This window comes from Alphaproteobacteria bacterium LSUCC0719, from assembly GCA_040839025.1.
In the GTDB taxonomy this organism is placed as follows: Bacteria; Pseudomonadota; Alphaproteobacteria; order Puniceispirillales; family Puniceispirillaceae; genus UBA8309.
This window is the reverse complement of record JBFPJN010000001.1, coordinates 58,979-85,263: the sequence shown is the minus strand read 5'-3', so window position 1 is coordinate 85,263 and position 26,285 is coordinate 58,979. Positions and strand designations below refer to the sequence as shown.

27 protein-coding genes are annotated in these 26,285 nt (G+C 58.8%); 10 read left to right on the top strand and 17 right to left on the bottom strand.

Annotation, left to right across the window (positions count from 1 at the left end; all coding sequences use genetic code 11):
• The first annotated feature begins 12 nt into the window (after positions 1 to 12).
• On the top strand, positions 13 to 462 hold the full coding sequence (locus AB3X55_00360) for a CoA-binding protein (GenBank protein MEX0502028.1): 450 nt from the start codon (positions 13 to 15) through the stop codon (positions 460 to 462).
• Here AB3X55_00360 and nfsA read toward each other — a convergent pair.
• A complete protein-coding gene (gene nfsA / locus AB3X55_00355; GenBank protein ID MEX0502027.1) occupies positions 452 to 1,210 on the bottom strand; it encodes an oxygen-insensitive NADPH nitroreductase in 759 nt (252 codons plus the stop codon). The genes AB3X55_00360 and nfsA overlap by 11 nt on opposite strands.
• A 57-nt stretch (positions 1,211 to 1,267) precedes the next feature.
• Here nfsA and AB3X55_00350 point away from each other — a divergent pair, with 57 nt between their 5' ends.
• Genes AB3X55_00350 through AB3X55_00325 form a run of 6 tightly spaced genes read left to right on the top strand, consistent with a single transcriptional unit; the run spans position 1,268 to position 6,243 of the window.
• Positions 1,268 to 2,125 (top strand): succinate dehydrogenase/fumarate reductase iron-sulfur subunit, encoded by an 858-nt coding sequence (locus AB3X55_00350; GenBank protein ID MEX0502026.1) that lies wholly within the window; start codon positions 1,268 to 1,270, stop codon positions 2,123 to 2,125.
• Entirely contained in the window at positions 2,125 to 2,457 is a 333-nt protein-coding gene (locus tag AB3X55_00345; GenBank protein ID MEX0502025.1) for a succinate dehydrogenase, read from the top strand. Before AB3X55_00350 ends, AB3X55_00345 begins: the two co-directional genes overlap by 1 nt.
• Positions 2,454 to 2,804 (top strand): succinate dehydrogenase, encoded by a 351-nt coding sequence (locus tag AB3X55_00340; GenBank protein MEX0502024.1) that lies wholly within the window; start codon positions 2,454 to 2,456, stop codon positions 2,802 to 2,804. The genes AB3X55_00345 and AB3X55_00340 overlap by 4 nt, the downstream gene beginning before the upstream one ends.
• Positions 2,805 to 2,825: 21 nt before the next feature.
• Complete coding sequence (locus tag AB3X55_00335) at positions 2,826 to 4,586, top strand: L-aspartate oxidase (protein MEX0502023.1); 1,761 nt, start codon at positions 2,826 to 2,828, stop codon at positions 4,584 to 4,586.
• A 50-nt stretch (positions 4,587 to 4,636) separates the two neighbouring features.
• Entirely contained in the window at positions 4,637 to 5,599 is a 963-nt protein-coding gene (locus AB3X55_00330; protein MEX0502022.1) for a fumarate hydratase, read from the top strand.
• Complete coding sequence (locus AB3X55_00325; protein MEX0502021.1) at positions 5,563 to 6,243, top strand: fumarate hydratase C-terminal domain-containing protein; 681 nt, start codon at positions 5,563 to 5,565, stop codon at positions 6,241 to 6,243. Before AB3X55_00330 ends, AB3X55_00325 begins: the two co-directional genes overlap by 37 nt.
• Before the next feature lie 27 nt (positions 6,244 to 6,270).
• On the opposite strand, the gene AB3X55_00320 is transcribed toward AB3X55_00325, so the two are convergent.
• From AB3X55_00320 to AB3X55_00265, 12 genes are read right to left on the bottom strand one after another with little or no spacing between them, the layout of a single operon-like run.
• Positions 6,271 to 7,101 (bottom strand): class II fructose-bisphosphate aldolase, encoded by an 831-nt coding sequence (locus AB3X55_00320; GenBank protein MEX0502020.1) that lies wholly within the window; start codon positions 7,099 to 7,101, stop codon positions 6,271 to 6,273.
• 9 nt (positions 7,102 to 7,110) lie between these two features.
• Positions 7,111 to 7,947 carry a 5-deoxy-glucuronate isomerase gene (locus AB3X55_00315; GenBank protein MEX0502019.1) on the bottom strand — a complete coding sequence of 279 codons (837 nt, stop codon included), beginning with the start codon at positions 7,945 to 7,947 and terminating at the stop codon, positions 7,111 to 7,113.
• A 28-nt stretch (positions 7,948 to 7,975) separates the two neighbouring features.
• Positions 7,976 to 8,956 (bottom strand): PfkB family carbohydrate kinase, encoded by a 981-nt coding sequence (locus AB3X55_00310; protein ID MEX0502018.1) that lies wholly within the window; start codon positions 8,954 to 8,956, stop codon positions 7,976 to 7,978.
• The gene (gene iolE / locus AB3X55_00305) at positions 8,953 to 9,852 is read right to left on the bottom strand and encodes a myo-inosose-2 dehydratase (protein MEX0502017.1); all 900 of its coding nucleotides are present in this window, start codon (positions 9,850 to 9,852) and stop codon (positions 8,953 to 8,955) included. The genes AB3X55_00310 and iolE overlap by 4 nt, the downstream gene beginning before the upstream one ends.
• A 55-nt stretch (positions 9,853 to 9,907) precedes the next feature.
• On the bottom strand, positions 9,908 to 10,741 hold the full coding sequence (locus AB3X55_00300) for a phytanoyl-CoA dioxygenase family protein (protein MEX0502016.1): 834 nt from the start codon (positions 10,739 to 10,741) through the stop codon (positions 9,908 to 9,910).
• Positions 10,738 to 11,535, bottom strand: coding sequence for a 5-deoxy-glucuronate isomerase (gene iolB, locus AB3X55_00295; GenBank protein ID MEX0502015.1), 798 nt, complete (start codon positions 11,533 to 11,535; stop codon positions 10,738 to 10,740). Before iolB ends, AB3X55_00300 begins: the two co-directional genes overlap by 4 nt.
• 22 nt (positions 11,536 to 11,557) lie before the next feature.
• Complete coding sequence (iolD, locus tag AB3X55_00290; GenBank protein MEX0502014.1) at positions 11,558 to 13,399, bottom strand: 3D-(3,5/4)-trihydroxycyclohexane-1,2-dione acylhydrolase (decyclizing); 1,842 nt, start codon at positions 13,397 to 13,399, stop codon at positions 11,558 to 11,560.
• Between the two features lie 16 nt (positions 13,400 to 13,415).
• Complete coding sequence (gene iolC, locus AB3X55_00285) at positions 13,416 to 15,314, bottom strand: 5-dehydro-2-deoxygluconokinase (protein MEX0502013.1); 1,899 nt, start codon at positions 15,312 to 15,314, stop codon at positions 13,416 to 13,418.
• Positions 15,307 to 16,137: a MurR/RpiR family transcriptional regulator gene (locus AB3X55_00280; protein ID MEX0502012.1), complete on the bottom strand. Its 831-nt coding sequence runs from the start codon at positions 16,135 to 16,137 to the stop codon at positions 15,307 to 15,309. The genes iolC and AB3X55_00280 overlap by 8 nt, the downstream gene beginning before the upstream one ends.
• Before the next feature lie 42 nt (positions 16,138 to 16,179).
• Positions 16,180 to 16,968, bottom strand: coding sequence for an ATP-binding cassette domain-containing protein (locus AB3X55_00275; protein MEX0502011.1), 789 nt, complete (start codon positions 16,966 to 16,968; stop codon positions 16,180 to 16,182).
• Between the two features lies 1 nt (position 16,969).
• Positions 16,970 to 18,556, bottom strand: coding sequence for an ABC transporter permease (locus AB3X55_00270; GenBank protein MEX0502010.1), 1,587 nt, complete (start codon positions 18,554 to 18,556; stop codon positions 16,970 to 16,972).
• Positions 18,557 to 18,613: 57 nt separating this feature from the next.
• On the bottom strand, positions 18,614 to 19,519 hold the full coding sequence (locus AB3X55_00265) for a sugar ABC transporter substrate-binding protein (GenBank protein MEX0502009.1): 906 nt from the start codon (positions 19,517 to 19,519) through the stop codon (positions 18,614 to 18,616).
• Positions 19,520 to 19,758: 239 nt separating this feature from the next.
• Here AB3X55_00265 and AB3X55_00260 point away from each other — a divergent pair, with 239 nt between their 5' ends.
• Positions 19,759 to 20,883: a Gfo/Idh/MocA family protein gene (locus AB3X55_00260; protein ID MEX0502008.1), complete on the top strand. Its 1,125-nt coding sequence runs from the start codon at positions 19,759 to 19,761 to the stop codon at positions 20,881 to 20,883.
• Between the two features lie 38 nt (positions 20,884 to 20,921).
• Complete coding sequence (locus AB3X55_00255; protein MEX0502007.1) at positions 20,922 to 21,704, top strand: SDR family oxidoreductase; 783 nt, start codon at positions 20,922 to 20,924, stop codon at positions 21,702 to 21,704.
• A gap of 49 nt (positions 21,705 to 21,753) precedes the next feature.
• On the opposite strand, the gene galE is transcribed toward AB3X55_00255, so the two are convergent.
• The 4 genes from galE to AB3X55_00235 all read right to left on the bottom strand — a co-directional run bounded on the left by galE (position 21,754) and on the right by AB3X55_00235 (position 25,314).
• A complete protein-coding gene (galE, locus tag AB3X55_00250; GenBank protein MEX0502006.1) occupies positions 21,754 to 22,767 on the bottom strand; it encodes a UDP-glucose 4-epimerase GalE in 1,014 nt (337 codons plus the stop codon).
• A gap of 50 nt (positions 22,768 to 22,817) precedes the next feature.
• Positions 22,818 to 23,984, bottom strand: coding sequence for a nucleotide sugar dehydrogenase (locus AB3X55_00245; GenBank protein MEX0502005.1), 1,167 nt, complete (start codon positions 23,982 to 23,984; stop codon positions 22,818 to 22,820).
• Between the two features lie 55 nt (positions 23,985 to 24,039).
• Entirely contained in the window at positions 24,040 to 25,035 is a 996-nt protein-coding gene (gene iolG, locus AB3X55_00240) for an inositol 2-dehydrogenase (GenBank protein ID MEX0502004.1), read from the bottom strand.
• Between the two features lie 87 nt (positions 25,036 to 25,122).
• A complete protein-coding gene (locus AB3X55_00235; GenBank protein ID MEX0502003.1) occupies positions 25,123 to 25,314 on the bottom strand; it encodes a hypothetical protein in 192 nt (63 codons plus the stop codon).
• 189 nt (positions 25,315 to 25,503) lie between these two features.
• On the opposite strand from AB3X55_00235, the gene AB3X55_00230 reads away from it, so the two are divergent.
• Positions 25,504 to 25,815, top strand: a complete 312-nt coding sequence (locus AB3X55_00230; protein MEX0502002.1) for a hypothetical protein — start codon at positions 25,504 to 25,506, stop codon at positions 25,813 to 25,815.
• Positions 25,816 to 26,285: the final 470 nt, after the last annotated feature.

Sequence of the window (26,285 nt, the reverse complement as noted above, 5' to 3'; positions counted from 1 at the left end):
CATAGTGATGCAATGAACCCTGCCCCGCCTTATGACCCGCTTCCGCTGTCCCGCATTCTCGAGATTCTCGAAACCACGGGAACGATTGCCATGGTTGGTGCCAGCGCGCGCGCCGAGCGTCCATCCTGGCAGGTGATGTCCTTTCTGATCAAAACGGGATTTACCGTTGTGCCGGTCAATCCGGGACTGGCAGGCCAGACCTTGCTTGGCCAGACAGTCTATGCCGAACTGGCGGACATCCCCCGCCCTGTCGATATGGTCGATGTGTTCAGACCGTCAGACGCCTGTCCCGCCATTGCCACCGAGGCGGTCGCCATCGGCGCGCGAACGCTGTGGCTGCAGGAAGGCGTCGTCAGTGATGAGGCCGCCGCCATTGCCGCGGGCGCCGGCCTCGACGTGATCATGGACCGGTGCCCGAAAAAGGATATCGAGGCCCATCCCGGGCGCTGGCCTAGCGTTTGATAAAACCCTGCCCCTGCAGGAAGCCCAGCATGTGCGGGCGACCCTCGCGACCAAGCAGGCCTGCCATCTGCTCTGACCATCCCTGAACCTTCTGATTGTCGGTCCGCGATCCGTAATAGGCCCGCATGTCATCATCATAGGCGGCAATCGCCTGATCCTCTCCGTCGGTGCTGTAGCCATTTTCCTTCATCACCACGGACAGTGGCAGGCGCGGCTTGACCTCCGGGTCCTGGTCCGGATAGCCAAGGCACAGGCCGAAGACGGGATAGACCTGCTCCGGCAGATCCAGAATGTCGGTGACCCGGGCAGGGTCGTTGCGGAGCGCGCCGATATAACAGATGCCAAGCCCCACGGATTCTGCGGCAACCACCATGTTCTGGGCATAGAGCGCGGTATCAACGGTGGCGATGATGAATTGTTCCGTCAGCCCTTTTGCCGCCTCACCGCCATGCTGCTCACAGCACCGCATGGACCGGCTGAGATCAGCGCAGAACACCATGAATTCGGGTGCCTCCTCGACATAGCGCTGGCCACCCGCCACCTCGCGAAGGGCGACACGCTTGTCTGGGTCGGCAACGCGGATGATGGTTACCCCCTGCAGAAAACTTGAACTGGCCGCCGCCTGGGCAGCGGTAACGATTGTTGTCAGGACATCCTGCGGGACCGGCCTGTCAACAAAGCGGCGGATGGAACGATGGTTGTTCAGAAGGTCGATTGTCGGGTTCATGTAACCTGCACTCTTGATCATCAGGGGGAATCGGAACTGCCCCCCTGCTAGCCTATTTCGACCGGATGTTCAAATATCATGACACATAAAGGGGGCGCGGCGATTTTCGTCGTTTCGCCTTTGCCTTCCACTGGCTATTCTACCCGCACATGCAATATCTGCCTTGAGGACGTCACGGTGCTGGACAACGCCCCGATCAATGAAGACAGAGCCGGCTACGGGACCATTTCGGTATCCGTATGGCGCGGCGACTCCACCAATGGAAGATGGGACCAGTTTACGGTGCCCCGACAACCAAGCCAGACGGTGCTGGACATCGTCACCTGGATTCAGCAGGAGGCGGACCCGACCCTGACCTATCGCTTTGCCTGCCGTGTCGGCATGTGTGGATCCTGTGCGATGATGGTGAATGACGAGCCGAGATGGACCTGTCGCACCCATGTCGAGCGTGTGATCAGGGATGATGCCATCCGGATCGGGCCGCTTCGCAACCTGCCGGTGATCAAGGACCTTGCCACCGATATGGACCCGTTTTTCGACAAATGGGTCAAAGCCGAGGCAACGCACCATGCCTCTGCCGACAGGCATGACGCCTTTGCCCCGATATTGCCGGACGACGCCCACCGTATCGAGGCAAGCGCCGGCATTGAGTGCATCAACTGCGCGGTCTGCTATGCGGCCTGTGACACGGTGGCCGGCAACCCTGATTATCTGGGACCGGCGGCGCTGCAACGGGCCTGGACATTGTATAACGACGCGCGGGACGATGCCGGTGACGCCATTCTTGACGCCGTATCGGTTCAAGGGGGATGCCACAGCTGCCATTCGATGGGAAGCTGCACGCATTATTGCCCGAACGATCTGGACCCGATGGGGGCGATCGCCGGGCTGAAGCGCGCCACCGCACGGCGCGCGATGGGGCGGGGGCGTGGCTGATGCTTGATTTCCGCCTCTATATGGCGCAGCGCCTGTCAGCGCTGGTCATGGTGCCGCTTGTGATTGGTCATCTTGCGGTGATGATCTATGCCGTTCAGGATGGGCTGAGCGCCGGCGAAATTCTGGGACGAACCCGCGGCAGCCTGTTCTGGGCCCTGTTCTATGGCGGATTCGTCGCTGCGGTGTCGGTTCACGCCGCGATCGGCCTTCGCACCATCATCTCGGAATGGACCGCGCTGCGCGGCGGCATGTTGAATGCGCTGGCCGTTGCTGTGTGTCTTCTTCTTCTCGGCCTTGGGGGGCGCGCCGTTCTGGCCGTGACGATGCTATGAGCAGCGCCAGCCGAGCGCCGCGTGGCCATGCCCTGTGGTATGCACACATCATTCACCGCGTTTCGGGACTGGCGCTGGCGCTGTTCCTGCCACTGCATTTCTGGGTCCTGTCGCTGGCGCTGACCGATGCGGCACGGCTTGACAGCTTTCTGGCCTTCAGCGAGCTGCCGATTGTCAAAGGTGCGGAATTCGGGCTGGTGTTCCTGCTGGCCATGCATCTGTTTGGCGGGATGCGGCTGATGGCACTGGAATGGCTTCCCTGGAAGGCACCTCACAAGACACTTGCCGCCGGGGTCTTGGCCGTCTCTGCATTCATTTCCGGCGTATTTTTTCTGCAGGCCATCTAGGCGCGTGAGAGAGGATCAGCAATGACAGCCACCCTTGAAAGGCATGATACGGATATCCTGATCCTGGGATCCGGCGGTGCCGGCCTCTTTGCCGCGCTTCACGCCCAGCAGAGCGCACCGGAAGGCACCAGAATCACTATGGCCGTCAAGGGGTTGATCGGCAAATGTGGCTGCACCCGCATGGTTCAGGGTGGCTATAATGTGGCGCTTGGCGGTGGCGACACGGTCGAGCGGCATTTCATGGACACGATCAATGGCGGCAAATGGCTGCCCGATCAGGACATGGCCTGGCGGCTGTGCAGCACCGCAGTTGAACGGATCCATGAGCTGGAAAACGAGGTCGGCTGTTTCTTTGACCGCAATGAAGACGGCACATTGCATCAGAAGGCCTTTGCCGGCCAGACCGCCGACCGTACCGTTCACAAGGGCGATCTGACCGGGATCGAAATCATCAACAGATTGATGGAACAGGTGCTTCGTCGGCCGATCGAAAAGCTGCAGGAACACCGCGCCATTGCGCTGATTCCCGGCCGTGAGGGCGATGGTCTGTCCGGCGTGCTGATGATCGATATGCGCCGCGGCATGTTTCGGCTTGTTCGTGCCAAGGCCGTGCTGATGGCAACAGGCGGCGGACCGACAATGTATCGCTACCACACCCCGTCAGGCGACAAGACAATGGATGGGCTGGCGATGGCGCTGCGGGCGGGACTGCCACTTCGTGACATGGAGATGGTGCAGTTCCACCCGACCGGATTGCTGGCCGGTGACAATACCCGCATGACCGGCACCGTGCTTGAAGAAGGGCTTCGCGGCGCCGGTGGCATTCTGCTGAATGGCGCCGGTGACAGATTCATGTTCGATTATGACGAACGCGGCGAGCGCGCCACCCGCGATATCGTCAGCCGTGCCATCTATGACGAGATGCGAAAAGGCAATGTCACGCCGCAGGGCGGGGTTCATATCGAGATGGCGCATCTTGGTCCGGAGACCGTCAGCCGCAAATTCGCCGGCATGGTCAAGCGCTGTGCCGATTGCGGGTTCGATCTGGCCGCCGGCAGGGTCGAGGTGGTGCCGACAGCGCATTACTTCATGGGCGGTGTTGTCGTTGATACCGATGCACGGACCGCCCTTCCCGGCCTGTATGTGGCCGGCGAGGATGCCGGCGGGGCGCATGGTGCCAACCGGCTTGGCGGCAATGGCGTTGCCAATTCAACGGTCTATGGCGGCATTGCCGGCGATGTGATGGGACAGGATATTGCCAGCCAGGCATCGCTTCGCGACCCTGACGAAGCGGTGCTGTCCGCGGAAATTGACCGCGCCATGTTCCCCGTCGGCAAGAGCGGCGGCAATATCCATGAACTGCGGCGTGCGCTGCAGGATGCGATGTGGGACGATGTCGGCGTGATTCGCACCGCAGCCGGCATGACGCGCGCGCTGGACCGGCTTGACGAGATCGACGCGGCGCTGGCGGATACCGGCGTTGCGGGTGGACAGCTTGCCTTCAATCTGACCTGGCATGACTGGCTGAACATGCGATCGCTGGTCGATATTTCAAAAGTCATCACACATGCCGGCCTGGCACGTGAAAATTCGCGTGGTGCCCATTATCGCGAGGATTTCCCGGAGGTTGGCGAGCTGGAGAGTTCCTACTTCACGCGCGCAACAATGGCCGGTGATGATCTCGAGGTGACGCGCGCACCGGTTGCCTTTACCATTGTCAGGCCGGGTGAAACCATCCTGCCCGAAGGCGAGCCGGACACGCTGGTCGCGGCCGCGGAATGACAGATGGCATGGCCATCTAGATAGCTGATGAACTCAATGGGGGAACACCGATGATCCCGATCGACATCATCGAAACCACGGCAAATAACCTAATGGCAAAAGCCGCTATCGAGATCCCGGACGACTATCTGACCGGTCTGAAGGCGGCAGCGGACAGCGAGGATGGCGACCTGTCATCCTTTGTCCTTCACGCCATGCTGGAAAATTATGACGCCGCAAAGGAGGATGGCCGCGCCATGTGCGGCGATACCGGCACGCCGCGCTGGTATGTGAAGATGGGTAACGAGGCCCGGATCGAAGGCGGGCCGGTGGCGCTGGAATCGGCGTTGCGCCGCGCCACCGCCGATGCGACCGCCGCCGTGCCGCTGCGACCGAACCGCGTGCATCCGCTGTGGCGGACCGACCACAACAACAATGTCGGCATCGGCGCGCCGGAAATTGAATATGCGTTCGAGCCCGATGGCGAATGGATCGATCTGATCACGGTTCACAAGGGCGGGTTGTTCGGTACCGATTACCGGATGCTGTTCCCCTCTGACGGGATTGAGGGAATCAAGCGGTTCTATCTCGACAGTCTGGTGGCGTTCGGCAAGCGCGGCCTTGCCTGCCAGCCGGCGATCATCGGCATCGGGCTTGGCGGGACCAAGGACGCCTGCATGGTGCTTGGCAAGCGGGCGGCCTGTCTTCGCACCGTGGGGGACCGCAACAGCGACCCGCGCATTGCCGAGATTGAGGATGAATTCAAGGAGCTTGGCAATTCCATCGGCATGGGGGCGATGGGGTTTGTCGGCAAACATATGGTGATCGACTGCAATATCGAGGTTGGCTATTGCCATACCGGCGGTATGCAGATGTCGGTCCATGCCTTCTGCCTGTCATCGCGGCGTGCGGTGGCGCGCATTCATGCAGATGGCCGTGTCGAATACCGGACCGACCCGGACTGGTTCACCCCCTATCAGCGACGGGAGACGGTCGAATGGGAGCTTCCCGCAAACCACGCGAAATCCGCCTGAGTACAACACCGACCGCCGAGGCCATCGCCGAGCTGCAGCTTGGCGACATCGTCTATCTTGACGGGCTGATCTATACCGCGCGCGAAGGTGTCTATATGCGCGCGCTTGATGATCAGGCGAACATTCCAATGGACCTGCCGATGCAGAGCGCGGCGAATTTCCACTGTTCGCCTGCCGCCAACATCCGGGCCGATGGCAGTTTCGACCTTGGCGCGGTAACCGCCACCGCGTCCTTCCGCTTTGCCAAATGGCTTCCCGAATGGATGGCAAAGACAGGTGCCAGGCTGATCATCGGCAAGGGCGGCATGTCATCAAAGGACTACAGGGAATATTTCGTTCCCAATGGCGCGGTCTATCTGTCGACGGTGGGATATGGCACCGGGGCGCTGCTGGGGCGTGGGGTGGAAAATGTCGAGGCCGTCCACTGGCACGAGGAACTCGGCATCGCGCAGGCCATGTGGGTGATCAGGGCAAACCGGATGGGGCCGTTTATTGTCGCCTCGGACCTGAAAGGCAACTGCCTGTTCGAACGCGAGAACGCCAAGATCGCGGCCAATCTCGAAAAGGTCTATGAAGGCACACGCCCGGCGGTGCTGAAACGCCTTGGCGAAACCGATGACCGAAGCGACGAGATGATCGGTTAGCCACCAAGGATCCTTGGGCAACTCACCTCAGTCTTTCATGAAATTCCGCATTACCCCGGCGGCCGTCATCATCACTGCGGGCTTTGTCGCGCGCAGGATTTGCAAACGATCAAAAAGTGCAGGATCTTCATCCAGCGTCCGGCGGAGCGCAGTCCCGAATATCTGTCGAAGTTCGGTGCCGACATTGAACTTGCAGACCGCGGTATTCAGCGCAAGGTGGCGACGCATATCTTCCGGCACGCCGGATGCGCCGTGGATGACCAGCGGGCAATCGGTCACGGCCCCGATGGCGGCAAGCCGGTCAAGGTCGATCTCGGCCATGGCATCTGTCTGAAGATGCACATTGCCGACCGACACCGCCAGCGCGTCACAGCCACTCTCGGTGGCAAGTCTGCCAGCTTCAGCCGGGTCCGTCATCTCTGACTGCGCGCCGGCGGCATAGCCGACAAAGCCGATCTCCGCCTCGACCGACACGTCATGCCGGTGCGCCAGTTCGACCACCGCGCGGCTGTTCGCGATGTTTTCGTCAAGCGGCAGCGCCGATCCGTCATACATCACCGAGGTGAAGCCGGCATCGATTCCCGCCTGACATTCCGCAATTGTTTTCGCATGATCTATATGCGCCACCACAGGCACCGAGGCCGCCTCGCCAAGCGTGCGGAACATCACCCCGGAAACAGCCACCGGCATCGCCGCGCGAAATCCCGGTCCCGCCTGCAGGATGACAGGGCATCCCACCTCTTCGGCTGCGGCGACATAGGCCTCGGCATCCTCCCAGCCAAGAACCACAGCGCCCATCACCGCGCGGCCCTCGGCGCGCGCTGGAACCAGTACATCCGTCAGGCTCGCAACAGGCATGCGCCCCCCTTATTTGAATTTCGCGATCATGTCCTTGATGCCGGGGATCGTCTCGATCTGATAGGCATGGGTCGGCTGGAAATACTGCACCAGCGAACGCTGGGTCAGCCCACCAAGGATGGTGAAATAATACATCTCGTATCCCGGCAGCACGCAGCAGGGATGGTAGCCATTGTCGATGCAGATGGTTGACCCGTCGACGATGTGGTAGGCGTCACCGGGTTTGCCGTCCTCGCGCTGCAGCATCTGCAGGCCGGAGCCCCAGTTCGGCTTGAAGCGGAAATTGTAGGTTTCGTCATGCCGTGTCTCGTCGGGCAGCCGGTTGGTGTCGTGCTTGTGGCTTGGAAAGCCGGACCAGCCACCGGCCCCGACAGTGAACAGCTCGGAGACCAGCAGCCTGCCAACACGGTCATGCTGCTTCTGGCCGAGGATATGCTTGATCTTGCGGTGCGTCTTGGTGTCATCGGAGCCGTACTGCACAAGGTCGGGTTCGCGGACATCGAACGGCTCCAGCACCTTGTCATATTTTGCACCGGCAATGAATGTCTCGGTGGCGTCCGACAGGCAGACAATCGTCACCTTTGCGCCGACCGGCACATAGACCCCTTCCGGCTCGCCATCCCACACATCCTCGCCGCGATTGCCAAGCTTTGTGAAACTGACGCCTTCAACGGTGACATCGACCGTACCCGTGGCCGGAACGATACAAGTCTCATATCCGGGAACCTGATATTCAAAGGCCTGACCCTTTGTCAGCTTGACGATATTGAAATAGTTCAGCGGAACGGTGCCATTCTCGGCATCGACGATCGGCCTGTTCTGATTGTCATAGGGGGCAATATGCATGCGTCCGTCTCCGTTCAGTCGCCATCCACTATATGCCGCCTATTGTGCGGGATGACATGAATTCATCAATTTCGGGGCCATTCGGCATCGCGGCGGCGCACCCACGTCGTGACACGGCAAGCGCCGCGCCGGCAGCGCCGCGCCGCACCGCATCCTCGATAGTCGCGCCATCGGCAAGCGAGGCGACAATCGTACCAAGAAAGGCGTCGCCCGACCCGAACGGTTTCAGCGCATCAACGCGGAAAATCCCGATATGAGTGGCGGTGTCGGCGGTCAGTATATCACATCCCCCCTCGCCCATCTTGTAAAGCGTCAACACCCCACCGGCAGCCATCCTGTCGGCAAATTCACGCCCCCTGCCATCGGATATGACGTCGAATTCCTCGTCATTCGCGACAAGCATATCGACCTTTTGGGCCATCGCAGCCAGTGTCCGCCCTGCATCATCAAGGTCTGCCCACGCCTGGGGGCGGTAATCAACATCAAGCACAATCGGACATCCGGCATCGCGGGCGCGTTCCATGATCCGGCCACAGGCGGACCGCGACGGCTCGCGCGACAGGGCGGTGCCGGTGATGATGATCACACCAATGGTCGCAAGATCGACGCTGTCGGCATGATCCGGGGTGATGGCAAGGTCGGCGGCATCATTCCGGTAAATCACAACATTGGGCGCATCCGTGGTGCTTTCGGCAAGCGCCAGCGAGGTGCGTTCAAGACCGGTCGTCATATGGCAGTATCGCGTATCGACCCCGTAATCCGTCAGGGCGCGGGTCACGAACCGGCCCACCCCGTCATTCGAGATGGCGGACATCAGCATCACAGGACAATGCTGTTTCGCGATGGTGACAGCGATATTGCCGGACGATCCCCCGACATCGGTGACAAGGCTTTCAGCATCCTCGATACGGGTTCCGTCCGGCACCGGATAGATATCCATCCCGGCCCGCCCGATGACGAGGGCCGCGCGACCGGCAAGCCGTTCAGAAATGCGTATTGCCGCTGTCATGATCCCAGACTGTATCCGACATCATGCAGCGCCTGATGCAGCTTGTTATAACCCATCTTCGCATATTCCAGCGGATTGGCCTTGGCGGGGTCCTGCTCGGCCTCGATGATCACCCAGCCTTCATAACCGACATCGAACAGACGCTTCATGATGTCGTCATAGTCGATCATGCCGTCACCGGGAACGGTGAACACGCCCTTGAGAACACAATCGAGGAACGACTCGGCATCCCGGTCGATACCGGCCAGGATTTCGGCGCGGATATCCTTGGTATGGAAGTGGTTGATCCGCTTGCCATGCTTGGCGATCACCGCCGCATTGTCACCGCCGGCAAACACAAGATGCCCGGTATCCAGAAGAAGCCCGACAGCCTCGCCGGTGGCGTTCATCAGCGCGTCCAGCTCGGCCTCGGTCTCGACGGCTGTTCCCATATGGTGATGGAATGTCAGCGGCACACCTTCGGATGCACAATGTTCGGCCAGCGCGGTCAGACGTCTGCCATAGGCGGCAACATCGAATTCATCCAGTCTGGGGCGGCTGGACAGGGGTTTTTCCTGCCGGTTCTGGACCGTGTTGAAGGTCTCGCCATAGACAATGACCGACGCGCCGACAGCCTTGAACAGCGCCAGTTGATCGGCAATGCGTCCCAGCTCGGCGTCCAGATCATTATTGATCAGGGTGCCGCTGTACCAGCCTGATACAAGCGCCAGATCATGCGCCTTCAGCACAGCGGAAAGCGCGTCCGCTTCCTTGGGAAATTTGCCCCCGGTTTCGGTGCCGACAAACCCGGCTTCGCGGGTTTCGGACAGGCACACCTCGAGCGGTGTGTCACCACCAAGTTGCGGCAGGTCGTCATTCGACCAGGAAATGGGCGACATCCCAAGACGCAGTTTCATAGTCATGTCCCTTTTACGAAGAACCAAACACAGATAAGGCCGGCAAAACCGACAATCAGGCCGACCGGCCCTCGGCATTGCCGGCATCGCTGTCTTCCAGCAATTCAGGATACCGCAGATCAATGCCAAGAAGCTGGCGAAGTTCGGGCGTCGCGGCATCCCGAACAACTGGATCGATCGAGCGATCAAGGGCTTCCATCGGCTTGACGAATTTTGGCAGATACTGGCCCAGAATTGACGTCCGTTCACCCTGGCTGTTGTTTGGCATCGAACAGTGCCAGGCCATCCCGACAAACAGCAACAGGCTGCCCGGTGGGCATGGCAACTGGATATGTTCATCGGCAAATTGCGCGGCTGTCGGATAGACCGCCCGTGTCTGCGATCCCGGTACAATCGCCGTGGCGCCATTTTCAGCGGTGAATTCGTGAAGGCTGATCAATGACTGACAGTTCATGTGGAACTGGGAATTGATGCCGGTCGGGAATTCATCGGGGTCATGCATGTCCCAATAGGGATAGTCGACATGCGGTTCCTGACCCGGCGCGCCGGGAAGAAGGCGGTTCGCGGCATAGGAACCAAGGATGAACTTCTTGCCAAGGATCTTGCCGAATACCTTCATGACCAGCGGGTGCTGGACCATATCGACAAACACATCCCCCTTGTTGAGCAGATTCCAGACACGGCGCTGCAGATGGATCTTGTCCTCGTGTCCGCCATGAAAATGCGTGGCTGTCTGAACGCCATCGGAATGCGCGTTGATGATCCGGTTGGCCTCGGCCACCTGATCTTCGCTGAAAACACTTTCAACAAGGTAATAGCCCGGACCGGTCAACAGCGCGTCAATAGCGGCATCTGCATGCTGGTCCCAGTTCTTAGACATATCGTTCATGATAGCATCCATTCATGTGCCGGATCGTTCCTGAACTTCCAGACCCGCTTTGGCCCGGCCATGACATTGAGATAATAGCTCTCATAGCCATGTGGCGCGCCAACGGGATGGTAGCCGCGCGGCACCATCACCACCGTCCGGTCCTCGGCGGCCATGGTTTCATCAAGTTCGCGGCTGTCGTCATAGACCCGATGCAGGACATAGCCCTGCGATGGGTTCACGCGATGATAATAGGTTTCCTCGAGATAGGATTCCTCGGGCAGATTGTCGGTATCATGCTTGTGCGGCGGATAGGATGACCAGTTGCCGGCCGGGGTGATCACTTCCACCACCAGCAGGCTGTCGGCCGGTTCGGTCTCAGGCAGGATATTGCAGACATGCCGCGTATTGGTGCCAGTGCCGCGCATTTCCAGCGGCATGCTGTCGGCCCCGATCAGGCGCGGTGGCAAGGCACCGTCGATCCCCGGCGCGCGGCAGACCGCCAGTTCGGCATCGGTGCCAGCCTCGACATGCCAATCTGTCTTCATCGGAATGTAAACGGCGTGCGGCGCCACGCGATCAAACACACTGGATCGGCCTGACAGCATGCCGGTATCAAGATCACCGGCCCTGATCCGGGCATTTCCGGAAAGCAATACAAGGCAGATTTCGTCAGCTGTGCCGTCAATTGCAAGCGCCTGTCCGGCCTTCAGGTCGTGAAGCCCGAAACCGACATAGGACCATCCTGCCGATTCAGGCGTGATGTCATGAACAGCACCACCACCAAGGTTCGGTCTGACAAGCAGTTTCGACATATTCCGTCTCCCGTCCCGTCGATCAGCGAAGCTGACGCTTCTTGTTCTGGAGCCAGCCTTCATAGGCTGCCGTCACCTCGGCGCGTTCCGATGTTGCGGGGACACCGACCTCCCACCATGTGCCGCCAGCGGCTGTCGAGGGGCCCGGGTCGGTGTCGATCACGATCACATCCACACCCTTGCGCACCACCGCCTCGGCGGCCATCGCCTCCAGCTCGGCAATTGAGCCGGCCTTTTGTGCCCGCGCGCCCATCGAGGCGGCATGCGCGACAAAGTCGATCTCGGGCAGAACCTCATGCGCCGAGTCGGCAAACAGATTGTTGAACGCCGCACCGCCGGTTGCCGCCTGCAACCTGTTGATGCAGCCAAACCCCCGGTTGTCGGTGATGATCAGCGTCATCGACCGTCCCATCATCACCGCCGTTGCCAGTTCGGCATTCAGCATCAGATAGGACCCGTCACCGGCAAACACGACATTCGGCCTGTCAGGTGCCGCCATGTCGACACCGATACCCGCTGCCACCTCATAGCCCATGCAGGAAAAGCCATATTCCATGTGATATCCGTCGACCTGCCCGACCTGCCACAGCTTGTGAAGCTCGCCCGGCATCGATCCGGCGGCACCCACGACGATTGTCTCTGGCGGACAGGCGCGATTGACGGCACCGATCACCTCGCTGTCGGATGGCAGACGGTTGCTGTCAGCCGGGGCATCGCACACGGCGGCAACCTCCGTCATCCAGCCGTCCCAGGCACTGGCGATTTCATTTTGATAGGCATCATCGGTGCGATAATCACCAAGGCCGGCGGCAAGCGCCTCGATACCGACCCTGGCATCGGCCAGCAATGGCATGGCCGCATGTTTGACAAGATCATGCGTCTGCACATTCAGCGCGATCACCTGCCCCCTGATCAGGCCATTCGACCCGGTGGTGAAATCCTGCAGTCTGCTGCCCACCGACAGCACCACATCGGCAGATTCGGCCAGCGCATTGGCCGCCGACGCGCCGGTGACACCCAGCGAGCCGACATAGACTTCATCAGCTTCGACAAGACTGGATTTGCCAGCCTGGGTGGCGGCCACCGGAATACCAGTCTTCGCCGCAAATTCGCCGAGAGCCTGTGACGCCCCGGAATAGCGAACACCGCCACCGGCGATGATCATCGGCCGTTTGGCAGCTTTCAGCGCCGCGATGGCGCGGGCCAGTTCGCCCTCATCAGGACGGACCCGGCGCACCGACCACAGACGTGGCGCAAAAAAGCTTTCCGGATAGTCCCACGCCTCGGCCTGAACATCCTGGCACAGGCCAAGCGTCACCGGCCCGCAATCGGCAGGGTCGGTCAGCACGGACATGGCCTTGGGAAGCGCCTGCAGGAGTTGTTCAGGACGGGTGATGCGGTCGAAATAGCGCGAGATCGGACGCAGACAGTCATTTGCCGATACCAGCCCGTCGGCAAAGCTTTCCACCTGCTGCAGAACAGGGTCAGGTGCCCGGGTGGCAAACACGTCCCCCGGCAGCAGCAGGACCGGCAGCCTGTTGACATGTGCCAACGCCGCCGCAGTCGCAAGGTTGGTTGCTCCGGGACCAATCGAGGTTGTCACCGCCATCATCCGGCGTCGCTGCATCTGCTTGGCATAGGCAATAGCGATATGCGCCATGCCCTGTTCATTGTGACCGCGGAATGTCGGCAAGTCATCGCGGATGCCATGCAACGCCTCGCCAAGCCCGGCGACATTGCCATGTCCGAAAATGGCCCAGACACCGGCAAAGGCGGGCGCTGTGCTACCATCAAGCTGTTCGATGCTCTGCGCCGCCATCCAGCGGGTCAGCGCCTGCGACATTGTCAGTCGAATGGTTGCCATCTCTGTCTCCCTTTGATCAGCCGGCCATGTCCCAGGCGTCGATCAGCCGCCGGTAAATGACACTCATCATTTCGCTCGCGCCCGCATCATCGATCTCACCGGCAAACCAGCGCCGCGCCGCGTCATTGAAGATCGTGCGGCCAATGGCAAAACCGCAGACAAGAGGTTCGCTGCGCGCCATACCGAACACATCGATCAGTTCGTCATCGGGCACCTGTTTGCCAAGGACAATGATGCCCTGAAGATGCGGATCATGCGCGCGGACAATATCACCGGCTGTGGTCCAGAAATCCGGGCTGGCAATCGGCTCCAGCTTCCACCAGTCCGGCATCACGCCAAGATCATACATACGTTTCATCAGGGCATGGATCTGTCCGGGATCGGCAGGCTTGTCGGCGCGTCCATTGATAATCTCGAGCAGGAATTCATGCCCCGTGCGCCGACACGCGTCGGCAAGTCCGACAAGGCTTTGTTCATGATGGGCAATCAGATCTGCCGGATCATCGGTGCGAAGCGGCGCCAGCACCTTGACGCAGTGATTGACCGGCCATTCGGCTAGACGACTTCCCAGATCCGGACCCTGTTCAAAAGCCAGAGGAAAGACACCTGACTCCTCGATCGGTCGTCCGATCCAGATATCATGATCGGACGCCGCGTGAAGCGCCGTCCGGCCAAGCCTGTCATCAACCAGAACACCAAGTCCGGCGCGGGTTGCCGACAGATCGGTGACGGCGGCAAGGGCCAATGATTTGAAATGATCAATGTCGGAGTCGTTACGGCCACAGGCCGTCGCCATCTCGGTGAACTGGACACGATGGTCAAAGGCAAAGGCAAGAAGCTGTTCATGCCGACGACGGCGCGTCGTCGCCCAATGGATCTGCTCGAGCCTGGCATCATTGCGAAGCGCAAAATGCTCGCTGCCTGTCTCGATCATGTGACGAAGCTCGATCTGCGAGGGATAGGACGGGGCGCAGCCATGACGCGACACCGCAAGGGCACCGCAGATATTGGCATAAAGTGCGCATTCGGCAGCGGACGCGCCCCGCAGCCAGCCAGACAGAAATCCGGACATGAACCCGTCACCGGCACCAAGGACATTGAACACCTCGATTTCGCGCACCGGCGAACTTATGCCATCCTGCCAGCCGGCAATGTCACCTTCGAAAACCACACAGCCAAGCGCGCCGCGCTTGCAGACCAGTGTTGCGTCAGTGATCGCGCGGGCTGCCTGAAGGGCGGCAATGGTATCGGTGCTGCCACCGGCGATGTGCCATTCCTCCTCGGTGCCGACGATCAGGTCGCAATGTGGCAGCACGGTTTGCAGATGGGCGGTCACGCGAGCGCTTTCGGCAAAGCGGCTTTCGCCATCACCATGGCCACCAAGCGCCCACAGATTGGGACGGTAATCGATATCAAAGGCAACCTTGCGCCCAAACTGGCGGGCAAGCTTCATCGCGGCGAAACTGGCACCAGCCACCCGGTCGGTGCTGAAATGCGTGCCGGTCACAAGAACCGCCTTTGCCGAGGCGATGAAATCCGGATCGATATCAGCCTCTTCGATCGCCATGTCGGCGCAGTTCTCGCGATAGAAAATCAACGGAAACTGTTCACCATCGCGAATGCCGAGGATGACCAGCGCTGTCAGGCGGTCAGGATCCGTTTTCACATGGCTTGTATCGACACCTTCGCGGGTCAGTTGTTCGCGAATGAACCGGCCCATATGTTCATCGCCAACCCCCGTGATCAGCGCAGATTTCAGGCCAAGGCGCGAACAGCCAATGCTGATATTTGTCGGACTGCCACCGATATATTTGGCAAAGCTGGACATGTCCTCCAGACGCCCGCCAACCTGACCCCCATACAGATCGACTGACGACCGGCCAATGCAGATGACATCAAGCGCCGTGTCAGCCATTCATGGAACCCTTCTCACGCTTCAGACCGGCCTCGACGGCCAGATACTGGGCCAGATTCATGGTGGCGCACAGCGAGCGGAACCCGAACAGATGTTCCTCGGTGACAAGCAGGGTCGTGTCGAGGGCGATGGGGCTGACACTGGTATCGGTGATGCTGACAATGGACACGCCCCTTTCATGCGCCTGCTGCGCCAGATTGGCGGTCATTTCGCCATAGGGCGAAAAGCTGACAACCAGAAGCACATCACGCGGGCCGATCAGCTTCAATTCGCGGAGTGCCAGCGCGGGTGAGTCACGGAATTCCTGCGAACGGATACCAAGCTGGGTCAAGAGATATCCAAGATAGACGGTGACCGGCTTTGCACGACCACCAGCCGCCAGCCAGACCGTCTCGGCCTCGGCAAGTCGCCGTGATGCCATTTCCAGGGTGTTGAACGAGACCGTGTTGGAAAGACGCTTGATCGAGTCGACAGCCGAAATGGACAGCGCCTCGAGATGATCGGCCGGATTTACCGCCGCCATTTCAGACAGGCGAATGGCATATTGTGGCCAGCTGCTGCGGACCTGCTGGCGAAAGACGGTCTGCATCTGGCTGAACCCTTCAAAGCCCAGCGTTTGCGCAAACCGGACAAAGGCGGATGTCGCGATATCTGTTTCAGCGGCAAGCTCGGCAAGCGTTGACAGGGCTATGGCTTCAGGGTGGCCAAGCGCAAAATTGCCGATTTCCTGTAACCGCCGTGGCAGACCGGCATGTTGCTGCTCAATCTTCTCGACAAGCTGGTCGAATGTCTCCGGTCTTGTCGCGACTTCAGCGGCTTCCATGGCTACGTCCAATCCAAAATGACGCCAATCCAAAATGACGATTTAATCAGCAAGCTCCTTGGCAAGATCGCCAATCTCGGCACCACCCGCCATCAACCTCTTGATGTCATCACCTTCCAGATCCCTGGACGTACCCTGCCCGATCACTTCGCCAAGGCTGAGGAAGGTGAACCGGTCGGCAATCAATCTGGCGTGAATTTCGTTGTGGGTAATCAGAATGATCGCGATATCGCCAAGTTTTTGAACCTTGCGGATGGTTTTCAGAACTTCCATCTGCTGTTTCTGACCAAGAGCCGATGTCGGTTCATCGAGGATCAGCACCTTTGCGCCAAAATAGATGGCACGGGCGATGGCAAGCGTCTGGCGCTGACCGCCCGACATCGTGCCGACAGGCTGGTTCGGGTCGGCGACATTGATCCCGATCTTTGCCATTTCGCGGGTGGCGATTTCATCCATTTCCTGCATTTTCATCAGACCGAACGGTCCGGGGAAATGGGTGATCTCGCGTCCAAGGAAAAAGTTCCGGGTCACCGAGGTCAGCGCGTTCAGGGCCAGATCCTGATAGACCGTGCCAATCCCCGCCTCGGTGGCATCACGCGGCGAGGCGAACGCCACCGGCCTGCCTTCGACCTTGATCTCGCCCGATGTCGGCTTGAATACACCAGACAGGATCTTGATCAGGGTGGATTTACCGGCCCCGTTGTCACCGAGAAGCGCATGCACCTCGCCGGGATAGACCTTGAGGTCGACCCCGTTCAACGCCGTGAAGGAGCCGAATTTCTTTACCAGGCCAATGGTCTCGATAAGCGGTTCTGTCGCGTTGTCAGCCATGTCAGAGCGTACCCATGATTCGCTTGCGTATGTTTTCATTCAGCAATGCCGAGGCGACAATCACCAGACCAAGGAAGACCCGGTAGAACGACCCGTCGATGCCGGGAATGTAGAAGAACGCTTCTTTGGCGATGCCAAAGATGAAGGCCCCGACGATGATCCCCATCACCGTGCCGAACCCGCCGGTCATCACAATGCCGCCGATCACGGCTGCCGCAATCGCCTCAAGTTCTTTCAGATTGCCCTTCGCGGCATCGGCGGTGTTGACCTCGAACACCTGACAGGTGGCAAAAATGGTGGCGCAGAAGGCCGAAAAGACAAACAGGGATATCTTGACCCTGTCGGTTGGCACACCATTGGCCTTTGCCGCCTGCAGATTGCCCCCGGTGGAATAGATCCAGTTGCCGGCCTGTGTACGGCTAAGCACCACATAGCAGAGAAGCGCCAGAATCAGCCAGATCATGACACAGGAATACAGGCCCGGCGCAAACTGGCTGCCGAAATTGTTGGTGTTCCAGTCAACCGGAAAATACAGGAAGTCAAAAATCGGCTCGAGAATGTCTCCCCCAAAGAAATTGGCGACAGGCTGTGCCGACGCGATCGTGTCGATATAGGCCCTTGCCACATCAAGATCGGTAACCGTCTTGGGGGTAACCGGCGTGACGGTGAAATTGGCAATCTTCTCCCTGATTGTCGTGACCATCACCTCGTTGCCGGACTCGATGGCATTCTCAAGCGCGCGCTCCAGCGGCTTGACGCCCTTGGCCGTCATGATTTCGGTCTTCGCATCCGCGACGCGCTGATAGGTGTATTCCAGCCGTTCGGTCAGCGCCGCGATCTTTTCCGCCGGTGCTGTCTGCAGGATCGCCAGCAGGTCGGTTTCCGGCAGCGCCTTGGCTGCCTCGCGTTCCATTTCGCCATGTCCCGGCACATCGATGATATTCTTTATGTCGGGAAGTTCGGTAACCGTTGTCGCGCCCTTTGTCTGGTCCGGGCGATGGTTGAATGCCCGAAGCGATACTTCGGTCAGGCCGCGAAGGAAGAACAATCCACCAAGCGTCACGATGAATGACGGCAGACCCGACCGCACAACGATGTAACCCTGAAGCCACCCGAAAAACAGCGTGAAACACATCGTGATCATGATGGCGCCGATTGGCGATACATTCTCGATATGGATCAGGGTGAAGAATTCGATATGCGCACCGCCCTCAAAGGAAATATAGGGAATGACGATGGCAAAACCCCATCGAAGCACCATTGCCATGCACGCGCCGGCAAAGCCGATCATCGAACCGATCGACAGGTCGAATTCACCAGCGATAATCAACAGACCGGCACCAAGGGCGATGATGCCCAATTGCGCAATCACACGCAGATTGTTGCGGATCCCGAGAGCGTTGAAGCCTTCACCGGCAAAGGGGTTGAGCGAGAATTCGCCAGCCGGGATCGAAAAATATCCGAGCATGCCAAAGAGAAGAAGCATCACGCCGATCGGGCCGATTTCCGGCCGTGCCAGCAATGATTTCAGCCATCCCTTTGATGCGAGACGATCGGATTCCTGCCTGGTGGGTGCTGTCTGGTTCATGTCTAAATCCAAAAAAAGTGGGTAGCAGAACGCTACCCACTTCGATGTTTTACGTGATTACCGGTCGACGCCCGCAAGCGAGGCAACCGAAGACGCGTTCGACTTGTCAACAAAGCCTGGGCCAGACGGGATGTTTGCACCCGGAAGCAGGCCAGCGCCGTTGTTGTACAGGTGCAGAACGATCACAGGCATGTAGCCCTGCAGACGCTGCTGCTGGTCGATCGTGTACTGAACCTTGCCAGCATTGATCATGTCCATGACCGGCGGGCTGAGGTCGAAGCAGGAGTGGTGAACGGTCATGCCAAGCTCGTCGATGGCCTGCTGAACACCGGCGCAGACATGCGGACCGACCGACAGGACGGCGTCGATGTCAGGGTTGGCCTGCAGGCCAGCAGCCGCACGGGTCGGGATGGTGGCCGGGTCGTTCGAGCTGTCAACCAGCTTGATCGGAACCGACTCGCCATAACCGTTACAGCGGTCGTTCAGAGCGGTGTTGTAGGCTTCCTGAATGAAGCAGACGCCCTTTGTGGCACCCTCTGCCTTGGCGCGGGCACCAGCAGCCTGACCAGCCAGGAATTCAGGCTGACCGACATGCATCAGGGCACCAACGTCCTTCGACGACTCGAGGCCCGAGTTCATCGTGATGACAGGAATACCGGCAGCTACGGCATCCTTGATCGCCTGACCAAGTGCATCCGGATCCGGCAGCGAGACAACCATGCCATCAGGCTGTGTTGCGGCGGCGGCGGCAATCGACTTGGCCATATCACCCATGTCACCGGACGGGGTGAAAATGTATTCAAAATCGGCACCAACAGCGCGAGCGGCATCTTCGCCACCCTTCTGCACTACGGGCCAGAATGGATCTTTACCTTCGCCATGTGTAACCATTACATAGCGTTCTGCCTGGGCGGCGCCTGAAAACAGCACAGCAGCAGACAGCGCAAGAAGCAACTTCTTCATTGTGTCCTCCAAAGGTTTGTCGGGGGACGTTTCGATGTGAATGAATTTGAATAGCCCCCGCACGAAACTCTAAGAAGGACGAAACGGTTGTAAAGACCCTATTTGGAAAAAATATTTCAAAATTTCGTTTTCGTGATTTTTGTTCTTGCGTCAATGCGCCACATGGGCGACCAAATCTTTCACAGAATACTACCCACCTCAGCGGCCGGATTGTCTGGCCGACACATCTGGAGTTCGTGATGAAGGAAATCGGCATCGGCGTCATCGGCACAGGCTTTATGGGAAAGGCGCATTCCATTGCCTACAGCGCATCAGCATCGGTTTTTGGAACCGGTCTGCGGCCCCGTCTGGAAATCGTCTGCGACCTCAGTCCCGAGCGTGCGTCACAGCGTGCGACCGATCTTGGTTTCAATCGTTACACAGCTGACTGGCAGGAGGTTGTTAACGATCCTGCGGTTGACCTGATTTCTGTCTGCACGCCGAATGATACCCATGCCGAAATCTCGATTGCGGCCCTGAAGGCGGGAAAACATGTCTGGTGCGAGAAGCCGATGTCGACAACGCTTGGCGATTCGCAGGCGATGACGGATGCCGCGTCTGCCAGTTCCGGCAAGACGATCATCGGTTACAACTACACCAAGAACCCGGCGGTCACCCATGCGCGGCGTTTGATTGAGAGTGGTGCCATCGGGCGTGTGGCGGCCTTCTTCTGCCGTTATGATGTCGATAACGAGGCTGACGAGACCCGCCCCTGGTCGTGGCGCATGTCGCGCGACCAGTCGGGAACAGGCGCCAATGGCGATGTGCTGAGCCACGTCATCAGCGTGGCGCATTATCTGACAGGATCGACAATCAAGAGGGTCGTCGGCGATATTGCGATTGTTCACAAGGACCGTGACGACCCGCAAAATGCCGGCAGCCGGAAACAGGTCGACAATGACGATATGGTTGCGGCCCTGGTCCAGTTCGAGAACGGCGTGCATGGTCATATCGGTGCCAGCCGCGTGACATGGGGCTATAAATGCGGCCTTCGCTGGGAAGTTCATGGCACCAAGGGCACCATCATCTTTGAGCAGGAACGTCTGAACGAGCTGCGTCTGTTCACCCCGCAGGATGATCCGGCAACAGACGGGTTCCGGACCATTCTGACAGGCCCGCAACATCCTCCCTATGCCGCTTTCCTGCCGAACGGAGGGCACAGCCTTGGCTATATGGATGTGAAGATCTGCGAACTTCACGAGCTTCTCGAGGCCATCGAGACGAACCAGGCGGTCTGGCCGTCCTTTGCCGACGGGCTGGTGATCGAAAAGGTCATGGATGCGGTGGACAGATCCTCGCTCAGCGGCAGCTGGGAAGATGTCTGACACCTGTTTCGACAAGGGGCCTTAAGAAGGAGCCAGCAATGGTTGATAACAGCACGACAAGCGTCATCATTTCCGGCGGCACCCAGGGTCTTGGCATGGCCGTGGCCGAATGTCTGATCGCACAAGGGTGCCGACACCTGACAATCACCGGGCGCGACGCCGACAAGGGCGAAGCGGCAGCGGCGGCGCTTGGCAGGAACGGCGTTGATTGCCTGTTTGTCGCCTGTGATGTTGCCAGCATCGAGGATTGCCAGTCGGTTGTCGAACAGGCGGTGGCACGTCATGGCTTTGTCAACGGGCTTGTCAATTGCGCCGCCGATACCTCGCGCGGCAGCCTTGTCGACACCTCGCCCGAATTGTGGGACCGCCACATGAACATCAACCTGCGGGGACCGTTTCTGCTGATGCAGGGTGTGGTACGGCACCTGCTTGATTCCGGCAAACCGGGGTCAATCGTCAACATCCTTTCGACCTCGGCACATGTCGGCCAGAGTTTCCTGACCGCCTATTCGACATCAAAGGGCGGGCTTCAGACACTGACCCTGAACACCGCCAATGCCTATCGCTCGAACCTGATCAGATGCAACGCGGTGGCACCGGGCTGGATGGACACACCAGGCGAAGATGTGGTGCAGAAGAAATTCCATGACGCGCCGGATGACTGGCTGCAACAGGCCGAGGCAGGTCTGCCGATGGGCCAGCTTGTCAAAACGGACCAGATCGCCCCGCTGATTGCCTATCTCGTCAGCCCGGATTCCGGCATCATCACCGGCGCGGTGATCAATTACGACCAGCAGATCATCGGTGCGGTCCCCGAATAGAACCGGGTGAGCGGCGTTAAAAACTTTGGTAATCGCCACAGCGCCTGTTTCAGCTGTCAAACCCGTCAGGATATTTTGACCGCCACCGCCAGACATCGGCGCACATGGTGTCAAGGGTCCGCGCCGCCTTCCAGTCCAGCACATCATTGGCCTTTGACGGATTGGCGAAAAACTCGGCTATATCACCCTCGCGACGCGGTTTGATCGCATAGGGGATCGACTGGTTGCTGGCCCGCCTGAAGGCCGCAATGACCTCAAAAACCGATCTGCCTTCACCACTGCCAAGATTGAACACCTCGACACCCTGATGATTGGCAAGATAGGCCATCGCCGCGATATGGCCATCGGCAAGGTCGGTGATATGGATGTAATCCCTGACCCCCGTGCCATCGCGGGTTTCATAGTCGTCTCCAAAGACTGACAGCTCGGGCCGCTTGCCGGTGGCAACATCCGCGATGTAGGGGACCAGATTGTTTGGAATGCCCTTTGGGTCTTCACCGATGTCACCGGATTCATGCGCCCCAACAGGATTGAAATAGCGCAACAGCGCGGCAGACCGACTTGCATCTGTCGCGGCCCAGTCGGCGATGATGCCCTCGACAATCGCCTTGGTGCGTCCATAAACATTGACTGGTGCCACCGGGTGCGCCTCATCATAGGGCAAATAATGCGGCGTGCCATAGACGGTGGCGGAGGACGAGAAGATAATTCGCCGGCATCCGGCCCGATCCATTGCCTCCAGCAGGCTGATCGATCCCTCGACATTGCTGCGGTAATAGCGCAGCGGCTGGTCCTGTGATTCCCCGACAGCCTTCAACCCGGCGCAATGGATGACGATATCTGGCCTGAACGACGACAACGCCTTTGAAAGGGCATCGCGATTACAGATGTCCTGCTCCAGAACCTCGAATGACATGCCGGTTATGGTGCGAACCTGATAAAGCGATTTTGGCGAGCTGTTCCCGAAATTATCAATCACAAGAACCTCGTGATCGCCGGTCAGCAGACCGACGAGGATGTGACTGCCGATATAGCCTGCGCCACCAGTAAGGCATACACGCATCGAAATGCTCCTTCGCACCGCCGGCATCGTAACCGGCGCGGGCAGTTACCTCAATCGACGTTGAACAGATCCCGGCTGAACACCTTGTCCGACACATCGGCAAGTTCGTCTGTCAGGCGGTTGGCCAGGATGATGTCACTGTCGCGCTTGAGCGACGAGAGATCGTCAAACCGGGTCATCCCTTCAATGTCCGTGTCTTCGGTTGTCGGCTCATAGAATTTGACCGTGATACCCTGATCAATGAGCCGCTTGACGATTCCGAACACCGCCGAATGGCGGAAATTGTCGGACCCGGTTTTCATGTTGAGCCTGTATACCCCGACAAGTTTTGGCGTGGCAGACAATATCTGGCCTGCCAGAAAATCCCACCGCGCGGTGTTTGTGGCAACCACCGCCGAAATCAGCGCCTGTGGAATATTGTCGAAATTCGCCACCATCTGCTTGGTATCCTTGGGGAAACAATATCCGCCATACCCAAAGCTGGGATTGTTGTAACCCTGCCCTATCCGCGGCTCCAGACACACGCCGTTGATGACATCACCGGTGGAAAGCCCATGCGTCATACAGAAACTGTCAAGCTCGTTGAAATAGCCCACCCGCATCGCAAGATAGGTATTGGCGAACAGCTTGACCGCCTCGGCCTCCTTTGTGCCTGTCAGCATGACAGGACAGCCAGACACACGCGCACAGCTTGCCAGCATGTCGGCAAATATCCGGCACCGTTCGGTATCACCGCCAACGATAATCCGCGATGGATACAGATTGTCATGAAGCGCCCGTCCCTCGCGAAGAAATTCAGGAGAGAAGAAGATATTCCGGCAGTCCAGCTCCTGACGCAGCTCGTCAATGAAGCCAATCGGAATGGTCGATTTGACAATGATCGTGGCGGCCGGGTTGACCTGCCTCGCCTTGTGGGCCACGGCGCGAACGCTGGATGTATCGAACCGGTTGGTGGCGACGTCGTAATCGGTCGGGGTTGCGATGACAACAAAGTCGGAGCCGGCCACAGCCGTGTCAAAATCCGTCGTTGCCGTCAGGTCCAGCTTTTCACTGTCAAGAAACGCGGTGATGTCGGGGTCATGGATGGGGGATGTGCCGGACGCCACCAGATCGACCCTGCCAGGGTCGATATCGACAGCATACACCCTGAATTTCTGTGCCAGCAAAACCGACAGCGATAGGCCGACATAGCCAAGGCCAATGACGGAAATGCTCATATCACCATACCCCTCTTGGGTCTTCTGCAATTCTGGAACACAATGTTGCGCCTGTTTACAACGCAATGTCCACCACCTTGCCGGACTGTGCGGATGCCAGCGCCGCCTCGGCAATCAGCAGCGCGTTGAGCCCGTCACGACCCACCGGAATGCCGGCTGTTTTACCGCCAAGCGCCGCGATGAAGGCGTTGATTTCATTGGCATAGGCTGCCACATAGCGGGTCATGAAGAAATCATGGAGCGGCGGGCGGGTATAGCCATCGGCAGTCGCCAGTTCGATCCGCACCGGATGTTCATTTTCGGCCGCCACCATGCCGGCTGACCCGTGAATTTCAACCCGCTGGTCATAGCCATAGACAGCACGCCGGGAATTGGAGATCGTCACCTGGCGGCCATCCGCCCAGCGCAGGATGGCGCTGGCGCTGTCATAATCGCCAAGCGGTTTGATCGCGGGATCGATCAGCACCGATCCGGTGGCCAGCACACTGACCGGCATGTCACCCATCAGAAACACCGCCATGTCGAAATCATGGATCATCATGTCCTTGAAGATGCCGCCTGAGCGACGGATATAGTCAGCTGGTGGCGGGCCCGGATCGCGCGAGGTGATGATGCCCATTTCCGGTGTCCCGATACGCCCGTCCTCAATCGCTGCCCTGACGCCCATGAAATGCGGGTCGAACCGCCGGTTGAATCCGACCATCAGTGTCGCATCGGTTTCATCGACAATTTTCAGACAGTCGCGCACGCGCGTGGAATCAAGATCAATCGGCTTTTCACAGAACACAGCCTTGCCAGCGCGCGCAAACAGCTCGATCTGCTCGGCGTGGAGGTCGGTAGGGGTACACAGCACAACAGCATCGATATCCTCAGCCGTCGCAATCTCCTCGACCGTACGGATGGTTGCGCCATATGTGTCGGCAATTGCGGAAGCGGAGGCGGCAACCGGGTCATATACCGCGGCCAGCACGGCGTGATCATTACCGGCGACGGCGCAGGCATGAACCTGGCCGATCCGGCCTGCCCCGAGAATGGCAAAACGAATGGACATGAATGAACTCCAGTCAGAACGGATTTGACTGTGCGATGTAGCACCGCCGCACGACAAGTTCAAACGATAGAATGGGGGTGTGGCGACCTAGAAGCTGATACAGCGCATCGACAGCCATTGCTGGGTTGTGACCGTGCTTTGCGATCCCGGGTAGCCAAGCACGTCATACAGGTCCGCGGGCGCCGCGGGCGCCGCCTCCATTTCGGTGGCGTCGTCCTCAGCGTCAGCCTCACGTCGCTGGCGCCGCCCCATATCGGGACGGGCCTGATGCAGTCTCATCACGTCCATGATCAGGGAGACGACACAAATTGATTTTGGTTTAGCGCCTGTGGATTAACGCGCCTGATTTCCGGTCGTGGGTGTCATTGGCCTTGCACCGGCGCAATCCCGCATTAGGGTGGGAGCCGTCTGGTGAGGCACGAATGCCGGAGCCGCTGAGGGCATGATGAACTGAAGGAGTTATGAAGCGTGCAGATACCGGGACCCACCTTTGGATTTGAAAGCCGCACCGGCCAGTTCACCTATCCGTTTCTGATCAGCGCCATGCTGTTGGTCCATCGCTATGTCTATCCGGCATATCCGGAATGGCGGACGGCTGAAGTCTATCTGTCGATGGTTTTGCTGGGCCTGTATACTGTCATGCGCAAAATGATCATTGGCGAGGCGCGCGCCAGATGGGGACGACAGATCCGGATGATAGAAAAAACCATCGAGGTCTATATCGGCGTGAGTGTAATCGCGTCGCTGATCTTCGCGCTGATCATGTCGATGTTTGGGTAGGTTGAGCTTCTGACAAAACTGAATAGCCTGACACAACTAAGTCAAAAGTGACTTCTGCTTGTAAGATTTAATGCGAAAGCCTTAGCTACATAATGGAACTATGACAAAGCCAATTAATTTTTATATTTAATAGCTTTCGTTCGTATACAAAATTTAGGTGTTTTACAAGGTGTGTAATGCAATTTCCAATGCCACACACGCTACAACTCATCTGCGAGCTTTGCACCGCGATCGAAGGCACCGCCATCAGCACTGCTATCTTGCTTTTCTTCACACTGTGCTGCGCTCAGATATCTGTTCTTCTCAACATTTTCGAGGCTTGATTCAGGGTCTCAAGAGCGGTTATCCCAATTACCATTCCGCGGCGAACTGCAGTAGCAATAAAGTGCTGAAATGCGCAACTGCAAATTTGGCAACCTGCGGATCCCTCTACCTTAATCCTTGACGCGCCAACATTCTCCACCGCAGCC